Source organism: Chryseobacterium arachidis (assembly GCF_900129245.1).
Lineage (GTDB): Bacteria > Bacteroidota > Bacteroidia > Flavobacteriales > Weeksellaceae > Chryseobacterium > Chryseobacterium arachidis.
Genome location: NZ_FQUT01000002.1, coordinates 37,302 through 52,680, shown reverse-complemented (window position 1 = coordinate 52,680; position 15,379 = coordinate 37,302). Strand labels below are relative to the sequence as shown.

Here is a 15,379-nt window from a genome sequence, read left to right as displayed (position 1 = left end):
ATGAAGAAAACTTTCGCAGGCCAAGTTGTCGCATTCAATCGAAATTTAAAATATGATGGAAATCTTCCCGACGATTTTCAGGTTCTAAATCCTTATCTTGATAATCCTGAAACAATCGTTATCATGGAAAAGTTTTATCAGAAATATTACAATGATTCTAACCAAAGGAAATTTTTAATAGGAATCAATCCGAGTCGTCATGGAGCGGGAGTTACAGGTGTTCCTTTCACCGACACAAAACGTCTGGAAAGTGTTTGCGGAATCAAAATGCAATCGGCGTATACCCATGAGATTTCATCTGTTTTTATGTACGATATGATTGAGCAATATGGAGGAGCTGACGAATTTTATAAAGATATTTACATCAATTCTCCATTTCCGTTGGCAATTGTCAGAAAATCAAAAGGAAGCTGGATCAATGCCAATTATTATGATGATAAAAAACTTTTTAATGATGTAAAAGATTTTATGATTGATTGTTTGAAAAAACATATCAGTTTAAATCTGGACACTTCGGAAGTATTTATTTTAGGAAGGAAAAATGCTGATTTTATTTCGAAGCTGAATCAGGAAGCTAACCTTTTTAATAAGGTGACTGTATTGGAGCATCCCAGATACATTCAGCAATACAAATCGAAAGAGAAGGAATTGTATATCGATAAATATATTTTAGCTTTGAAAAAATAAAAAATCCCCTGAAAAAATTCCAGAGGATCTCATCACACTTATGCATTAGAATCATTATCATTCTTTTTCTATTTCCAGTGAGGGAACCGCTTTTACAGAAACTTGAGAAGGAGCTGTAAAGCTGTTAAGACTGATTAATTGCCCTATCACTGCTCCGTTATAAGGAGTCTCAGGGAAATCCATCGGAATGATGCCTAATTTTTCTGTTGTTTCAGAGGACCATTGCTGATCTTTTGGAACATAGTTTTCAAATAGCTTTCCGTTGGTTCCTATGAAATTCGCCATATATCCGTTCGCTAAGGTCTGTGGATAAACACCTCCTGTACCGCTTGCAAAGTTGATGTAAAGTGTAGTGCTTTTATCCGATTTTGATGCCTTAATTAATTTTAAAACATGGTCATCAAATTTACTGTCAAGATCTGATAAATAATACGGCTGATAATTGTCCTGAATATAGAAATCCTGGTTATTATAGTTAACAACGGGTGGAATCGGGTTTGTGCCATTATCCGGCCATATCAGCGTTGATGCATTAATGCCCATCTGGGTCGAGTTATCTCCAAATCTTCTTAAGAGAACGATTTTTTTTCTGGCATCTTTCAGATTTGGAATGTCAAATTTTGTCCATGAAGGGCTATCTCCATTTTTTTCGATTCCGTACCACATATCGTAGTCCTTTATAATGGCAGCTTCTACCAGAGCAGAGATATCGTCTCCCTCGCCATCTTTATTGATGGACATGATGACTGTTTCATGAGGATGTTTTTTAAGGAAATCATAAGTGGCATCCAGAACATCTTTAAATTTTAAATTCAAATTGATTCCTCCATGAAAAGCGTAAAGATCATCATCTTTTTTTCTTAGCCTGATATCTAAAAAGCGGATTCCTTTGTAAAGCTGTGTACTGATGTCCATGGTCTGACACATCGTAATATTTTTGATAATTTCAGCGGTGATTGCTCCTACTCCGAAAAGTACCGAAAGAGCCGGGATAAGAAGTGCTAAACCTGCCCCTATTGCAGCAAGATCATCTGCAGATAAATGATCCAAAAGCCCGTTCTGGAGGGTGTAAGTACAGGAATCATGTGTCCCCGGAATTGTAAGCTGGGCTAAATTTTTGTCGTCAGCAATATATCTCATCCAGTCTGGATTGTCCTGATCTCTCGCGATGGTTATATATCCGAGTGCCGTTTTTACAATTGTAAAGTTAACGAATAGCTCTTCGTATTGAGTAAAATATTGCTTCCTTTTGCTGCCGATAGTAATGATAGAATCTTTGGTATTTTGTAGTGTCTGAAGATTGTTGAAATATATTCTGATATTACCCTCATCTTTGTAACCTGCCAAAACCCTAAACGATTCACCGGTTTCTTCAAAAGTATATTCAATAGTTCCGTTATCGTCTGTTTCAGTAATGAAAACTCCTTCTTCAAATTCTGTGTAGATGTAAACGGAAGTTCCTGGTGCAATGGTTTCAGGAAAATGAGAGTTCCATTCAGCCATCTGATAAGACTCGTGAAAGGTTTTCTTCCACGTATAAGGAGTCTTGTTTGTTAATAAAATTCTGGCACCTTGTCCCATGATATTTATGTTTGGTGTTTAGTAAAACTGCCTACATAAAGCAGGCAGTTTTGGTGGTTAGTTAGTTTTTAATCCTATTTTTTAATGATCTTATAAGATTCTGAAGAAGATTTTACGATATAAACTCCTTTGGGAAGTTCTGAAATGTCTGTTTCATTTACGCCTTTCTGTGCTTCAACTGTTTTCAGCAATTGTCCGGACTGGCTGTAGATTTCAAATTTTGCTTTATCTGCAGACTTTATAGTAAGAGGTCCGGTAGTAGGATTAGGATAAACAGCCGATTCCTTTACCGATGGTTTTACTTCATTGGCGGCTAATACAAGATTGCTGTCTTTTACCCATGTGAAGGCATCAAACACCATATAACGGAAGTCTCCACCTATAGTTAGTACGAGTTCGTCAATAACGATATTACTATAATTCTGACCATTTAAGTTTGTGAGGTCAATAAGAGTAAATCCGTTGGTAACACTTAAAGAAGTTGTGAAACCAGTAGTTTTTATCTGGGTAAATTTAGTCACACCAGAAAGTTTTCCTGTTACGGTAAGTGTTCCTGGAGCAGCAAGACTGCTAAGTCTGTCTGTTAAATAAACCCAAAATCTATTTACTTTAAATAAGTTGGAGGTTGTTTTTATTGTTAATGAAGAATTTGCATATTGTGAAGTTGCAGTTCCTGTATTATCAATAAATCTGTTGTCTGGAGCGGTTCCGCTCCATCCTCCGCCAGCAAAATTAAAAATATCGTATGTCGCTACACTCGATATGATGTTGAAAATAACTCCGTTATCGGTGAAAGTCGTACTGCCGACTGACTCAGTTTCAAATAACTCTGTACTGGTCTGTGCATTTGAAAAAGTAGAAATGATCAGACTACAGATCAGTAAAATAGTAGTACTTTTCATATTTTTAATATTTAGATTGTTTCTTTTTAAGGTCTTGAAGGGAAAATCCCCTGAACACAGATAATGTAATTCATCCCCAAATAAGGAGGCATGGTATTTAACGGAATATTTTGCCCCATAAAGACAACAGAAGTTCCATTAATGGCAGTATCAGGATTTCCGTCTACAAAGCTTGGTATCGCATCGAACTGTCTTCCGTTTGGCTGCCCTGTAATGGCAATAGATGTTGAGGTAGTAGGTGTAACGCTGGTTGCGTTCGTGTTTGCTATTCTTAGCTGGCTGTTGAAGCTCGGAAGATTTTGCTGCTGAATAGTAGTTTGTGGATTTCCTGCAGCTTCACCAAGTGCAATACTTTTTCCTGTATTGGAAGTTCCTGCTCCGAAGGGGGCACGTCCGTTCAGGTTGGGTAGCGCGAATGTTGTTCTTCCATCTCCACCGTAGGTGTTTCCTAATAATGAGAAAAGTGCTGTATTTTGACTGATGCTTAATAACGCACCATTGCATAGCATATATCCTTTCGGTGCAAAATCACCCGCAAACATTTTTATGGTTCCTAATAGTTCTTCCATGATTTTTGTCTTTGAGAGTTAGTAATGGTTTTTAAGATCTTGAAGGGTATATACCTTCTACACAGATGATATAATTAATTCCCAAATAAGGAGGCATTGTACTAATCGGTACATTCTGCCCTGTAAAGGTAACAGACATTGGATTGATAGGCATTGTAGGATTTGTATCTGCAAAGCTTGGAATTGCATCAAACTGTCTGCCGTTAGGTTGTCCGGTAATTGCAATCGATGAATTGGCATTAGGTGTAACGCTGGTTGCATTAGTATTTGAAATCTTTAGCTGACTGGCAAAGCTTGGTAAGTTCATAGATAATAATGTTGTCTGAGGCGTTCCTCCTACTTCTCCTAATACATAAGATTGTCCCGTTGTAGAATTGCCGGTGCCGATTGGAGCACGACCATTAAGGTTTGGTAAAGCAAAGGTTGTAATACCGTCGCCACCGTAAGTTGTTCCTAAAATTGAAAATAACGCCTGATTTTGAGCAATGCTTAATAAAGCTCCGTTGCATAACATAAATCCTCTAGGTGCAAAATTTCCTGCAAATGACTTAATAACGCCGATCATTTCTTCCATGATAATAATTTTTTCAGTTTTAATATTCTCCTACTCTTTTTGGGCTTTTCGGATATCGCCGCTTTTTATTTAAAAATGTCACTGTTAATTGACAATTCAAAGTAACAACTATAAAAACACTGAAAGTAGAGTAGAAAATACCAAATTGAAGATTACGTATTTCTACGTAATGGCTTTAAATTAATTAAATGGAAAATTAAAACCTCCTTCAGAATATTCCGAAAGAGGCTTTTTTTAATTATTAAAATTTCTGAAAAAGAAATATTTAACGAATTTTATTTCTGCTGAGTTGTTGGCTCTGCATGGTCTTCAGGAACCAATGCTACATCTTCAACCATATTTACGATTCTTGTAACGGCGAAAGAAGTCGGCCCGGTCTGAAGAATTGCAAAATTGCTGTAAGATGTCCCGGATGAAGTGTAAGGAGTTGCTACAATATTTCCGTTTGGCGTTTTTACGGTAGCGGTAATCTCTGTTAATAAACAAACACCTCGGCTTGAAGCCTCCCATGTTGTGTTGGGCGATACAGTATAGTTATCATCAGAACAAAAGATACTCATATAAGAAACTTTTCCTGATACAACGAAGTTGGTTGAATTTGTGATTTTAACTAGTGGGTAAGACATGATATTAATTTTTTTGGATTAGTTTTCCTACTCTTTGTAAGGCTTTTCGGATTTCGCCATGTTCACATTTTTTTTGAAGCTTCTGTGTTAAAATGAACAATACAAATCTACGATGGGTGAATAAATTTGGGTAGCGTAAAAGTTACTAAATTGAAAATTAGTTAATTATACCTAATGCGGAGATCAATTGGGTTTTGAAAGTTAATTTTCGCTAAAACTTTCAGATTTTGTATTTTTGTGTAAATCCAATTAAAATTAAAAATGAACGAATTCGTAATATCAGAACTGAGAAACAATATTGCCGAAATCACATTCGGAACTCCGAAAAGCAACTCTCTTCCGGGAGTTATTCTTGAAAAATTAGCACAAACCATTCTTGATGAAGGCGCAAAAGATGAGGTAAAAGCAATTCTTGTAAAAAGTGAAGGCGAGAAAGCTTTCTGCGCAGGAGCCAGTTTCGATGAGCTTTTGGAGATCGAGGAATTGGAAAAGTCAACAAAATTTTTCGGTGGTTTTGCAAAAGTTCTGAATGCAATGAGAAACTGCGGTAAAATTGTCGTGGTAAGGGTTCAGGGAAAAACAACAGGAGGTGGAGTAGGAATCGCTTGTGGGGCAGATTACTGTTTTGCAACGAAAGATTCGGCTTTGGCTTTAACGGAGATCAATTTAGGAATCGGACCTTTCGTAATTGGACCTTACGTAGAAAGAAAAATCGGGAAGTCTCAATTTTCGGCAATGGCAATCGATGCAGATTTCAGATCGGCAGAATGGGCGGAACAACACAATATCTATCATTCGGTTTCTGAAAGTATTGCAGAAATGGATGAGAAATTAGAGAAATTCCTTCAAACTTTATCTTCAAGAAGCGAGGATGCCTTGACTTTAATTAAAAAAGTGTCTTGGGAAGGGACAGATCATTTCAATGAATTGATGCCTGCAAGAATTCACATGAGTGCAAGCTTAATTCTGGAAGATTCTGCAAAGAAAAATATCGGAGCCATCAAGGAAAGATTAAGAGCAAAATAAAATCAAAAGCGTTGAAATTTTCAACGCTTTATTTTTTGTATTCAGATTTCAATAAAGAGTATAAAACAGAGTCTTCAAAAACTTTATCGATCAAATAATGTCCACGCATGACACCTTCTTTTGTAAAACCGAAATAATCCAATAATTTTTTAGATGGTGTATTATTTTCAGCAATCAAAGCTTCAATACGATTGAGATTCATCTCCTGAAAACCGAATTCAATTATTTTTTCAAGAGCTTCTTTCATGAATCCTTTATTTTTAAATTCATCAGAATTCATAGCATAACCAATTTCTGCACGGTGATGTTGTGGATTCCAGGTATGAAACCCGCAGTTTCCAAGGATTTTATGGCTTTGTTTTTCTACAATTTGAAAATTCAGCATTTTTCGGTTGTACGATTCATAGCCTTCCTGATGAATTTTTTTCTGTCGGGTAAACTCTTTCTCATTGGGAAGACCTAATATTTTTTTAATTTCACTTTCATTATATGTTTCAAAAATCTGATTCATTATTTTCGAATCTAGCTTTTGAATAAGTAATCGTTCTGTTTCTATCGTTTCAAATGTCATTTCAGCTTTTTAATAAATTAATGGAAACCGTTGCGAGTTCTGAATTGGGAAATTTTCGGAAGAGCTCTTTATCAATATTTAATCCTGTTTCCTTACAGATTTTTATGAACACATCTATTTCCAAAATATATTGATCCGAAAAACCGTGCGTTGCTTCATACGCCGTGGCTGCGGTTTTCCCTAAGTTTTCACTTGTCAGCTTCGGATCAAGAGAATGTAACTCAATAATTAATAATCCGTTTTTTTGAATATAAGGAAGCCAAAGCTCCATATGTTCTTTCAGACTTTCTTCCACCAGATTATTAGACAATCTTTTTCCTCTGAAAGCAAAAGCTCCTGTCGACGTACTGATTCTTTCCGGAGTTTTATTTTCCGGAGTTTTCCAGATTCTGTTATGGTCGAGAAATGTTCTGATATTTAAAAGATCAGATAGATTAATGTCATAACTTTCTTTCAGATCTTCCGCCAGTTTTTGAGGATTTCCGATGTCGCCCCAAATTACTTTTGCCCAAATATCATTGTTGATGAGGTTGGCTCTCGTTACTTTTAAGGCTGCAGGATTATAATCTGCACCCACCAGAAATAAAGGATATTCTTCAAGCATTTTTCCACGGAGAGTATGCCTTTCAATGGTTTCAAAAATATGCTGTATAAAAGCTCCGTTTCCGCAGCCCATATCTAAAACTCCTTTGGGCTGGAGATGAATAGGTCGGTTGAAGATCTCAATAATAAAATCATTGGCCACTTTGAAATAATTGGAATGTGCTCCGCCACTTCCCCAAACATTCATGGCCCGGTCTACATGTATTTCGTCTTCTCCTTCTGCAATTTCTCTCATTTTGGAAGCATTTCCGAATAAAAGTTCATCCATTTTGTTCATCAATGGGAGGTAAGAAACGGTAACACCATACGAAGCCGCTCTTTTGGCAAAATAAAGTCCTGTTTCCGTAAATTTATAATTGTTCTTGGACTTTTTAAACCAATCCAGATGAGTAAGGAAATCCAGAATAATTTCAAAATTCTCATAATTTTTATGAAATTCCGCAGCCTGAAAAGAAGTTTCCATAAAATATTTATGAAACATTCCCGTCATCCCCAGATAAACGATGATAGGGCCAATAATGCAGCCTTCGATATGTTTTAAAATCTGTTCCTGAACTTTTTTTTCATCAGGATCTTCGGAAAGTGTAATACCGAAATTGTTTTTTAATGAATCGGTAAGCTGTGTAAATGTTTCTATAAATGAACTTTCGGTGATCTTATTTTTTATATCCGTGTATTCTTTCTGAAAGGAAACCGCTTTCAGATAGAGAGGAGAATATTTTTGCAGATATTGGGTAAAACGGTTTTTAGAAACGATGATTTCATCATTTTCATGCTCGACAGAATAATCCAGAAAACCCTGTGACGCTAATGTTCGTAACGCAACATTAAGATAACCTTCATTCGCTTTGAAAACTTCCGTAAGTTTTGAGAGAGTTACCTTATCTAGATCAAGAATATAGCAAACGATATCTTTTTTGATCAACGAAGCAACGGTCGGCGCGGTTACGATACCGTCCAGATGTCTGAAAATTAATGATCGGGAGAATTCTTTGTTCATACCAAAGTGTTTGTTTTCTAAAGTTAAGAATTCCTTAGAAAGAGGATGAAAAATATTTTAGAAAATTTTAATAAATATTTTGCAGATTAAAAATAAATAATAACTTTGTAATTCAAAGTTCTTTTTATGGATTCAAAAAACTATCACGAAGACTTATCACATATTCGTTCCATGATGGAGCGATCTTCAAGATTTATTTCTTTGAGCGGATTATCCGGAGTTGTTGCTGGTTTAGCCGCAATTATCGGTGCTGTTTATGTTTATTTCGTTTTTCAGAGAGAAGGAATTAGCTATTTTGATGGAGACCGAAATATTTTCGGACCGTCTTTGGTGAAAGAACTTGTGATGATCGGAACTGCGATTTTATTGGTTGCGATTCTTAGCGGATATATTTTTACAGCGAATAAAAGTAAAAAGAAAGGTTTGAAGATTTGGGATGCAACGACTAAGCGACTTTTAGTTACCTTTGCAGTTCCTTTGGTATCGGGAGGTTTCTTTTGTCTGGGACTTCTTTATCATCATCTTTTTGTTTTCATTGCTCCGGCAACATTGATTTTTTATGGTTTGGCGTTGGTAAGTGCGGAAAGATATACATTAACGGATGTTAAATATTTAGGATATTGTCAGATTGTTTTGGGACTGATTTCCTTATTCTTTTTAGGATGGGGGTTGGTTTTCTGGACGATCGGTTTTGGAGCTTTGCATATTGTGTATGGGCTTATTATGCACAAGAAATATAAATAAATATAAATTTTGCAGGTTGAAAACTAAAATCTATAACCTGCAGCCTATTACCTCATTATGATAAAAATAAATCAACTCAACAAAGAATTCGAAAGCCGTGTAAGATTGGGCATCATGTCTGTTCTGATGGTTAACGACTGGGTTGATTTCTCTGAAATGAAAAACCTGTTGGAAATTACAGACGGTAATCTCGCAAGTCACAGCAACGCTTTGGAAAAAGTAGGCTATATTGAAGTGAAGAAGGAATTTGTGGGTAAAAAACCAAGAACTTCTTACCGTGTCACCCAAAGTGGAAGAGAGGCTTTTACAGAACATCTGAATGCTTTGGAAAAATTATTAGGAAAATAGCTCTATATTTTTTTATTATTTTACTTTGAAATACAAAGTACTTTTAAATTTAAAAACATAAAAATATGACTTTAGAAAAACAAAAAACAACAATTATTTTCGCAGTACCGGTTTTATTAATGATTACTGCGTTTTTCGGAAACCTTTTTGTAGAAGGCTGGAATTGGTCGCCTTTTGATTTTATCATTGCGGCAGTTTTACTTTTTGGAACAGCATTTTTCATCAACCTGGTTATCAGATCGAAAAAGGCTTTACTTTCCAAATTAATGATATGTTTCGTCGTTTTGCTTGTATTAGCTTTAGTGTGGATCGAATTGGCTGTCGGAATTTTCGGAAGCCCTTTGGCAGGAAGTTAATAGAGTATCAATAAGCTGTTAAAATATCAATGAACCGAAAAACATTTTTAAAAAGGCTGTTTCAGATCGCGGTGGTCGGGGCTTTTCCAATGTTGTATTCATGGCAGATAGAACCATTCTGGTTGGAGTTTGTGGAAAGAAAACTTCCCATTAGAAATTTACCGAAAGCATTGGAAGGGAAAACATTAATGCAGATTTCAGATCTACACATCGGAACCCGTTTCGATTGGAATTTTATTATTGATTCTTTTCAAAAAGCCAAAAAATATGATCCGGATTTTGTGGTGTATACCGGAGATTTTGTCAATCACGGAAGCTTCCAGGAACTAGAAGATCTTAAAAAAGTAATGAAGCATGCCGTTTTAGGAAACTTATCAACTTACGGAATTTTAGGCAACCATGATTATGGAAAAGACTGGAAAGATCTTCAATCGTCTGATAACATCTGTAATATTCTGCAAAGTTTTGGAATAACGATGCTCAACAATGCTCAGGAAGAAAGCCACGGCCTCAATTTCATCGGCTTCGAAGATCTTTGGTCACCGAATTTTGCTCCTCAAAAAGTAATGAAAAATTACGATCCTTCAAAAGCAAATATTATTCTTTGTCATAATCCCGATGCGTGCGATAAAGATATTTGGAATGGCTATCAGGGCTGGATTTTGAGTGGGCATACTCACGGCGGACAATGTAGAATTCCGGGAGTGATTATACCTCTTCTCCCTGTGGAAAACCGCAATTATACCGCAGGAGAAATTGATCTGAAAGATGGAAGAATGCTTTACATCAATCGGGCTTTAGGACACTCTTTTCAGGTTCGTTTTATGGTTCGCCCGGAAATTACAGTTTTTACTTTAACACAAGGATAAATAATGAAAAAGGGACTAAAAATTTTTGCTTTAGGAATATTGGTGATCATACTTTTTACCATAGATTTTCCTTTAAAAGAGAGCACACTATATGGCAGATACGCCAATACCAATTATCAAAATCCTACTTGCTGTGTTGAAGCTCCTCACGAACCGGATACTTTGATTTTATTCCGTGACGGACATTTTGAAAGTAAATTTTATGGGAAAGGACGGTTTGAGGTAAGTAAGGGGTTCGAAACCAGAATCAAATTACATTATATAAGTAATGGAGTACCAGCATCAGGTAATACTTATTTTTCAAATCAGCTTTTTGAGAAAACAAAAATTATTTTAAATGCGGATTTGAATCATGTCTATACTAAAATCGATTAAAAATTATAAACTATGGATGAAAAAACAATTATAAACATTGGCAGAGTTTTCTTCTGGACTTCATTCCTTCTTGGGAATATCTGTCTTTTCGGTTACATTTTTACAAAAAATGACAGTTTTGTGGAAGGTGGTCTTCTTGTGGTAGGATGGGGATTTGCCGTTAACTTGTCGGCTGTTTTGCTACTTATTTTTTATGGAATCTTCAATAAACCAAAGCTCTCCATTTGTATCAAATCTATACTCATAATGATTACCAATGTGCCCATCGCAATCATCTATATATTCCTCGGAATTTATCTTGTGTGTAATTAATCTATAAACTATGAAAAAAATACGCGTTCAATTTCTTCTTTTCGTGTACGATAAAACACAAAAACTATACAGAAAATATTTCAAAAAGAAAAAAAGACAATGGCAGTTCACAGAAAAGCAGTTGCTGGAATTTCAGGAAGATTCTTTAGGCAGAAAGTTGGGTGAGTTTTACAAAAAACACGGATTTACCATGATTCCCAAAATGGAAGACCACGATGTTCATCATTTAATTACCGGTTGCGGAACCAATTTCGAGGACGAGATTGCCATGCAGTTTCTCTTATTAGGCAACGGAAAACTGAATGCCCATCTTCTGGCAGCGATTGTTTTGGGAAGCATCATTTTACCGGAATATTACAAAATTTATATCAAAGCTTATAAAAAAGGTCAAAATATGAGGTCATTTTATAACTGGGATTTTGAAGCATTGCTCTGGCAGAATTTCGAAAACCTGAAAGACTTTATCCAGCAGAAAAACACAACGGTATTATATTAATGCATCATGAAAAATATAAAATTCAGCCCGGAAGGAAAATTGACGTTTTATTTTTCTTTTATTCTGGGAACATTATTGCTGGTCGTTTTTTTACTGACGAAAAGTGATTGGGTATTTGTTACAGGATTTTATTATGTCTTAATCGCTGTAGTCATCAATGTCATCATCTTTTTTCACGAATTGATATTCTTTCTTTCCAATATTTCAGACCATAAAGCTCATGGAAATTCTGCACTCCTGATTCTGTTGAACATTCCTATAAGTATCATTTATTTTCGTGTAGTCTTTAACTATTTTAATCTATAATTTTAAACTAACAAACATGAAAACACATCACTATATATTTCTCACCACCATTCTATTCGTTATCGTTTTTTATGATCAGAATATGGGGCTTAATCTCGGAATTATCGGGATCATTTATTCCTTGCTTACCCTTTACAGAACGCCTAAAGCAAACAGGACAAAAACTTTCTTTTTCCTTTTTGTGACGAGCATTTTGTCGAGTTTTGCATTTGCATGGTACGGCGATTTTCCATCGTTTTTGGCAGTGGTAAGTTCGTATTTGTTGCTGTCTTACCGCTCGAAAAACAGAAGACTGAAAATTTTATTTCTGATTCCGGTCTTTGTTATCAATTGTGTTACGGCAATATTCAGATTTTTCAGCTTTGATGAATGGTTGCCGAAAAGAAATGTTTCGGGGTTATGGCAGAAAACGCTGGCTTTCGTCTTGATTCCTTTGATTTTAATTTCAGTCTTTTTTGCGGTTTATTCTGCAGGAAGTGATCATTTTGCCAATCTTTTTACCAATGTCGAACTTGATATTAATTTCTGGCAGTTGTTCGCAATGACCATTTTAGGATTTTTTATTGCCTTCAATTACTGGAATTTTGCGGTTGAAAAATTCATTTACAAAAACAATCGCATTTTAGATAATGATTTTAAAGAAAAAGAGATTATTCAAAAGTCAACGTATTCTTTTCTTGATCTGGATGCGGAACGAATGAGTGGTGTGATTTCTTTCTTTGCATTAAATATCTTGTTGATTTTCTTCATTATTACTTACAATTACGAGCAATTTTATGAAGTGGTAAAAACTCCCGTAAGACTTTCCGAAGAAACCCATGAAAGGGTGAATGCCGTGATTATGTCTATTGTGATGGCGATTTTGGTCATTATGTTTTATTTTAAATCCAATTTCAATTTTGATCCGAAAGCAGGTTTGATGAAAATTTTTGTGAAGATCTGGATTTTCCTGAATGCTGTTTTGGTCATCTCAGCGATGGTAAAAAATACGGAATATATTATCAATTACGGGTTTACCTATAAAAGATTAGGCGTTTATGCTTTTTTGATTTTATCATTAATAGGTTTGATCACAACATTTATAAAAATTCAGATGAAGAAAAGAAATGCTTTCCTGTTCAACACAATGGCTTGGTACGTTTACGGGGTAATTCTCGTTTGCAGCTACATCAATTGGGGCGGAATCATTACTTCTGAAAATATGAAACGTAAAGATTTTGCTTTAAATTACCATAAAACTGCCATCAATTTCAGTGAAAAGCAATTGCTGAAATATGCTGAAGAAAAAAATGATAATCAATTAAAAGCCGAGATTTTAAACTTAGAGCGTGTGAAATTCCAGAAAAACGAAAAATTTCTTTCCAAAGTTCTGTATTATCAAAATATAAAATAGCTTTAAAATGTTGCAAAAATTAAAAGAAATTCAAAGGCTTGAAGTTACTCTATTGTTAATTTTAATGACAGGATTCTGTTTCAGTTTGTCTATTTTCAGATATTATATCAGTGAGACAAAAGTATTTTTCTTCCTGAACTGGAATTTATTTCTGGCGTGGATTCCTTTTATCATCAGTAGTTTTTTATTGATTTTTAACATTAAAAGCAAATTATCTTTAGCGATTGCTGTCGGAGTTTGGATCGTATTTTTCCCGAATTCACCTTATATTCTTACAGATCTGTTTCATCTGAAGAGTAGGAATTCCATTTCGATCTGGTATGATTTGGTGGTTATTCTTTCCTACGCATGGACGGGATTGTTTTGCGGATTTGTAAGTTTATTGGATATTGAAAAATTGCTTTCTGTTCATTTTAAAAGATCAACGATCAATTATATTACGGTTTCATTTTTATTTCTGACGAGTTTTGGAGTTTATCTGGGAAGATTTTTACGATGGAACAGTTGGGATATTTTAAGCAATCCTTTTGGCTTATTTAATGATATTTTGGTGAGAATTATTTATCCTATGGAATATACCAAAACGTGGGGCGTTACTATTTTGATGGGAATTATGCTCAACTTTATGTACTTTATGATGAAATCGATGAAGAATGTAAACAGAGAAATGATCCTACAGGAAAATCAGAAAACATGATATTAATTAAGTCTTAAATTCTGTCAATGGAACAGTTTTAGCTGCAAAATAAATTCAAAAGTCAGAGGGCTTTATGTATCATTAAAAATAATTAGTATGAAAAAATCCTTATTACTCATCCCATTGATCATTATTTCTTGTAAGAAAGATCCGAGTACGCTGGAAACTCAGAATAAAGATTCAATATCGGTTAGTGAGCAGCCGGATTCTACTGTAAAAAAAGATTCTGCAGCCTTGAAAATGAAGGATTCTATTATTAATAACGCTCCGAAAACCAAAGAAGTACTGAGAACAGGGGTAATGAGAACTGTAAAAGATGGGCAGATTATCAGAACGGCTGATGCAGAGCAGCTTCCTTTTACTTTGGGCGAAGAATTTACAAAAGATGGCCAGGAATTTATTCTGAAAATCACCAATTTCGACCAACCCAACATTAAAGCGAAGATATCTACAAAAGAAAAAGATTTCAACATCCGTTTTAACCAGATTAAATTGCCCAATGGTGATTACGACGGGCCTTTCAGCAGAGAAATTACCTACGATGTGAAAGAAAAGGGCGAAGTCTGGCTGATTGTCGGGAAAAGCAATATGGCTTCCGGCAGTACAAAAGGAAGTTTTACGGTAAGTGTGGAATAATTTGGTACAATTTCTGCAAACAAAACTTTAAAATTATCATTATGAAAAATATATTTTTGACAGCGGCAGTGGCTTCAGTAGCTTTGGTAAGTTGTGGCACCGTGCAGTCGTTGGTTCAGAATACATTTCCTTATACAGCCAATGTGTTAATTTCCACGGGAGTGCCTGCCGATAAAGAGGTTTCTTCCACTGCGACGGCATCCAACGTACAGACATGGTTCGGAGGTAACAACAATGCAAAGATTAAAGACGTAAGAATTTCAGATGCGAAAATCTCTGTAGTTTCTCCTTCGGGCGGTAATCTGAGCGCTTTTAAATCCATTAAAGTATATATCTCTTCCAGCGGAACCGGAGAAAGGTTGGTAGCTTCGAGAACGAATATTTCCACTGATGCTTCCAGTTTAAATCTTGATCTGGGAACTTCGGGATTTTTGGATGAAGTGGTAAAAAGTACGGGAGTTACTGTAAGAACGGTTTATGAGCTGAAAAATCAGACAAGTTCAGACATGAACCTTAGAGTTGCACTTAATTTCAGCAGTGTTCCTGCGAATTAATTTTTATAAAAGTTTATTAAAGAAAACGTCTTCCAAAATTTTTGAAAGACGTTTTTTATTGTATAATGATTCTGAATTTTTATTTTATGAAATCTTAGAGCCTGTTTAAATTTTTTATAGCTCTTTCTTAATTCTTCTAACTTAAATAAACTTT

Annotated in this window: 20 protein-coding genes; 13 read left to right on the top strand and 7 right to left on the bottom strand. The window is 35.3% G+C overall.

Annotation, left to right across the window (positions count from 1 at the left end):
- Entirely contained in the window at positions 1-687 is a 687-nt protein-coding gene (locus tag BUA89_RS03890; protein ID WP_072953337.1) for an SMUG2 DNA glycosylase family protein, read from the top strand.
- 57 nt (positions 688-744) lie between these two features.
- Here the strand turns inward: BUA89_RS03890 and BUA89_RS03885 are convergent, their stop codons facing one another.
- The 5 genes from BUA89_RS03885 to BUA89_RS03865 all read right to left on the bottom strand — a co-directional run bounded on the left by BUA89_RS03885 (position 745) and on the right by BUA89_RS03865 (position 4,939).
- Positions 745-2,268: a phosphatidylinositol-specific phospholipase C gene (locus BUA89_RS03885; protein WP_072953336.1), complete on the bottom strand. Its 1,524-nt coding sequence runs from the start codon at positions 2,266-2,268 to the stop codon at positions 745-747.
- Between the two features lie 74 nt (positions 2,269-2,342).
- Entirely contained in the window at positions 2,343-3,170 is an 828-nt protein-coding gene (locus tag BUA89_RS03880) for a T9SS type A sorting domain-containing protein (protein WP_072953335.1), read from the bottom strand.
- A 26-nt stretch (positions 3,171-3,196) separates the two neighbouring features.
- On the bottom strand, positions 3,197-3,739 hold the full coding sequence (locus BUA89_RS03875) for a phage tail protein (protein ID WP_072953334.1): 543 nt from the start codon (positions 3,737-3,739) through the stop codon (positions 3,197-3,199).
- Positions 3,740-3,770: 31 nt separating this feature from the next.
- Positions 3,771-4,313: a phage tail protein gene (locus BUA89_RS03870; protein ID WP_072953333.1), complete on the bottom strand. Its 543-nt coding sequence runs from the start codon at positions 4,311-4,313 to the stop codon at positions 3,771-3,773.
- Positions 4,314-4,588: 275 nt separating this feature from the next.
- Positions 4,589-4,939: a hypothetical protein gene (locus BUA89_RS03865; RefSeq protein ID WP_072953332.1), complete on the bottom strand. Its 351-nt coding sequence runs from the start codon at positions 4,937-4,939 to the stop codon at positions 4,589-4,591.
- Between the two features lie 261 nt (positions 4,940-5,200).
- Between BUA89_RS03865 and BUA89_RS03860 the strand changes: the two genes are divergently transcribed.
- Positions 5,201-5,965, top strand: a complete 765-nt coding sequence (locus tag BUA89_RS03860) for an enoyl-CoA hydratase/isomerase family protein (protein WP_072953331.1) — start codon at positions 5,201-5,203, stop codon at positions 5,963-5,965.
- A gap of 28 nt (positions 5,966-5,993) precedes the next feature.
- On the opposite strand, the gene BUA89_RS03855 is transcribed toward BUA89_RS03860, so the two are convergent.
- Together BUA89_RS03855 and BUA89_RS03850 are read right to left on the bottom strand one after the other, a co-directional pair.
- Positions 5,994-6,536, bottom strand: coding sequence for a GNAT family N-acetyltransferase (locus BUA89_RS03855; RefSeq protein WP_072953330.1), 543 nt, complete (start codon positions 6,534-6,536; stop codon positions 5,994-5,996).
- 1 nt (position 6,537) lies between these two features.
- Complete coding sequence (locus BUA89_RS03850; protein WP_072953329.1) at positions 6,538-8,139, bottom strand: class I SAM-dependent methyltransferase; 1,602 nt, start codon at positions 8,137-8,139, stop codon at positions 6,538-6,540.
- 126 nt (positions 8,140-8,265) lie between these two features.
- On the opposite strand from BUA89_RS03850, the gene BUA89_RS03845 reads away from it, so the two are divergent.
- The 11 genes from BUA89_RS03845 to BUA89_RS03790 all read left to right on the top strand — a co-directional run bounded on the left by BUA89_RS03845 (position 8,266) and on the right by BUA89_RS03790 (position 15,225).
- Entirely contained in the window at positions 8,266-8,883 is a 618-nt protein-coding gene (locus tag BUA89_RS03845; RefSeq protein ID WP_072953328.1) for a hypothetical protein, read from the top strand.
- Positions 8,884-8,940: 57 nt separating this feature from the next.
- Positions 8,941-9,231: a winged helix-turn-helix domain-containing protein gene (locus tag BUA89_RS03840; protein WP_072953327.1), complete on the top strand. Its 291-nt coding sequence runs from the start codon at positions 8,941-8,943 to the stop codon at positions 9,229-9,231.
- A gap of 65 nt (positions 9,232-9,296) precedes the next feature.
- Entirely contained in the window at positions 9,297-9,587 is a 291-nt protein-coding gene (locus tag BUA89_RS03835) for a hypothetical protein (protein ID WP_072953326.1), read from the top strand.
- A gap of 29 nt (positions 9,588-9,616) precedes the next feature.
- Positions 9,617-10,456, top strand: coding sequence for a metallophosphoesterase (locus tag BUA89_RS03830; RefSeq protein ID WP_072953325.1), 840 nt, complete (start codon positions 9,617-9,619; stop codon positions 10,454-10,456).
- Positions 10,457-10,459: 3 nt separating this feature from the next.
- Positions 10,460-10,831, top strand: a complete 372-nt coding sequence (locus BUA89_RS03825; RefSeq protein ID WP_072953324.1) for a hypothetical protein — start codon at positions 10,460-10,462, stop codon at positions 10,829-10,831.
- A 322-nt stretch (positions 10,832-11,153) separates the two neighbouring features.
- A complete protein-coding gene (locus tag BUA89_RS03815; protein ID WP_072953322.1) occupies positions 11,154-11,639 on the top strand; it encodes a Coq4 family protein in 486 nt (161 codons plus the stop codon).
- Between the two features lie 6 nt (positions 11,640-11,645).
- Entirely contained in the window at positions 11,646-11,945 is a 300-nt protein-coding gene (locus BUA89_RS03810; protein ID WP_072953321.1) for a hypothetical protein, read from the top strand.
- Between the two features lie 16 nt (positions 11,946-11,961).
- Positions 11,962-13,338, top strand: a complete 1,377-nt coding sequence (locus BUA89_RS03805) for a DUF4153 domain-containing protein (RefSeq protein ID WP_072953320.1) — start codon at positions 11,962-11,964, stop codon at positions 13,336-13,338.
- Positions 13,339-13,345: 7 nt separating this feature from the next.
- On the top strand, positions 13,346-14,035 hold the full coding sequence (locus tag BUA89_RS03800; protein WP_072953319.1) for a DUF1361 domain-containing protein: 690 nt from the start codon (positions 13,346-13,348) through the stop codon (positions 14,033-14,035).
- 96 nt (positions 14,036-14,131) lie between these two features.
- On the top strand, positions 14,132-14,671 hold the full coding sequence (locus tag BUA89_RS03795; protein ID WP_072953318.1) for a hypothetical protein: 540 nt from the start codon (positions 14,132-14,134) through the stop codon (positions 14,669-14,671).
- 41 nt (positions 14,672-14,712) lie between these two features.
- Entirely contained in the window at positions 14,713-15,225 is a 513-nt protein-coding gene (locus BUA89_RS03790) for a hypothetical protein (RefSeq protein WP_072953317.1), read from the top strand.
- Positions 15,226-15,379: the final 154 nt, after the last annotated feature.